We start from the raw sequence: 1,906 nt of genomic DNA on the forward strand, positions 1-1,906 counted from the left end.
ACCGTATGCCGGCCGCCGAAAACCTGTAGTACACAAAACGCCGGTTACACCGAAAACCGGACACTCCCGCGGCTAGCGAAGTAGTGGTTCGTCTTGGTGCTGATGCGCTTGTATCTGGGCGCCGAACCAGCGGGGCAGGTGTTCGGTGAGGTCCTGCTGGTCATCACCGGCCCAGGCGATGTGGCCGTCGGGGCGCAGGAGCACCGCAGGTGCGTCGAGTTCTTGGCTCGTTTCGGCGATGTAGTCGATGCGGTCTTCCCAACCGGGGAGAGCGAGTCGGCCGGTCTGGTCCAGCAGTAGCCCGCGGCCGGTGTGCATCCGTTCGTAAAGCCGTCCCTGTGCCAGCGTCAAGTCGCGCAGCCGGCGCCCGAGTAGCTCGTGCCCTGGACCGAAGTCGTAGCGGATGGAGATGGCGGTCAGCTTTTCGATCAGGTACTGGTTGACGTCGTCGAAGTCCATGAGGTTGGAGACCAGTTGGCGCACTGCCCGGGATCCGGGTTGGGTGTCAAGGAGCTGCATTTGGGCGCGGGTGGTCTCGAGCACGTCGGCGGCGACGGGATGCCGCTCGGAATGGTAGCTGTCGAGAAGGCCGTCGGGTGCCCAGCCGGTGATGGCGGCGGCGAGTTTCCAGCCCAGGTTGAATGCGTCCTGGATGCCGAGGTTGAGTCCTTGACCGCCGACGGGTGGGTGGATGTGTGCAGCGTCGCCGGCCAGCATCACCCGGCCGATGCGGTAGTGGTCGGCGATCCGGGTGGCGTCACCGAACCGGGACAGCCATCGCGGTGAGTGCGCGCCGAAGTCGGTGCCCGCACACGCTCGCAATTCCTGCCGGAATTCCTCGAGTGTGGGTGCAGTTGCCCGATCGCCCGCTACTGTCTCGGCTGGAACTACGACTCGGTAGAGGTTGCCCTCAAGCGGGATGACACCGAACCGCTTCTGGGTCTCGCGGATCTTGGTCGCCATGGTGACGATCTCATCGAGCGTGGCGGTGAGCTCCACCTCACCCAGCAACGTGTCCACTCGGGATGGTTCACCGGGAAAGGCGACGCCCAGAAGTTTGCGAACGGTGCTGCGGCCGCCGTCGCAACCCACCAGATAGCGGGAGCGTAGCCGGGTGCCGTCGACTAACTCCACGTCCACGCCGTCGTCGTTCTGGCTGAGGCCGGCAACCTCGCAGCCGCGGCGCAGGTCCGCACCCAGCTCGGTGGCGTGCTCTTCCAATAGCCGATCGGTGACTGGTTGGGGAATACCCAGGACGTAGCCGTGAGACGTGTCAAGGTGTGCCGGTCCCGGTTTGGGGATGCCAGCGAAGAAGCCGCCCAGCGGGTACTTCTGACCGTGGGCGAGGAACCACTCAAGCAGTCCCCGCTGATCCATCACCTCGATGCTGCGCACGTGCAGACCCTGCGCGCGGGCAATCGTGGTGGGCGCGGCATCCCTCTCCAACACCACGGTCGATACACCGTGCAGCCGCAGCTCTCCCGCCAACATCAGCCCGGTCGGGCCCGCACCAGCAATGATCACATCAATCATGAATCCTCCATACGTTCGACGAACGTGCTCGTGTCAGGCAAGCACCGCGCGATCACAGTGATGAGCCGGGCAGAGGTTGCGACTTCACTCACGGCCAGGCACAGGAGTGCGATTATTCACCGCTGAGGGGGCCTTGCGGCAAGACCCCTCTGGCCCGATATTCTGAAAATGGCAGGGTTAGTCGATGTTGCTTCCAGCACAAATGAACATGCCGGATGCGAGCCCAGGGCATCCTTCACGAATCGGCTCGCCGCCGCGACAATGCATCGCGGCCCGACCACAACTCGTGGAAGTGAACGTATGGGGATCCTTCTCTAATTGTGTGTTGGCTGGCCTGGGGCTGGCTGGCAGGCTGGCATCGGTCCGGCTGGTG

At 64.1% G+C, this 1,906-nt stretch carries 1 protein-coding gene; it reads right to left on the bottom strand.

Features of this window, described 5'->3' with window-relative positions; all coding sequences use genetic code 11:
• Nucleotides 1-72: 72 nt before the first annotated feature.
• Nucleotides 73-1,533: an FAD-dependent monooxygenase gene (gene rox / locus ACYVDK_RS14040; RefSeq protein WP_460522783.1), complete on the bottom strand. Its 1,461-nt coding sequence runs from the start codon at nt 1,531-1,533 to the stop codon at nt 73-75.
• Nucleotides 1,534-1,906 lie beyond the last annotated feature (373 nt).

The organism is Humibacter antri, from assembly GCF_054777235.1.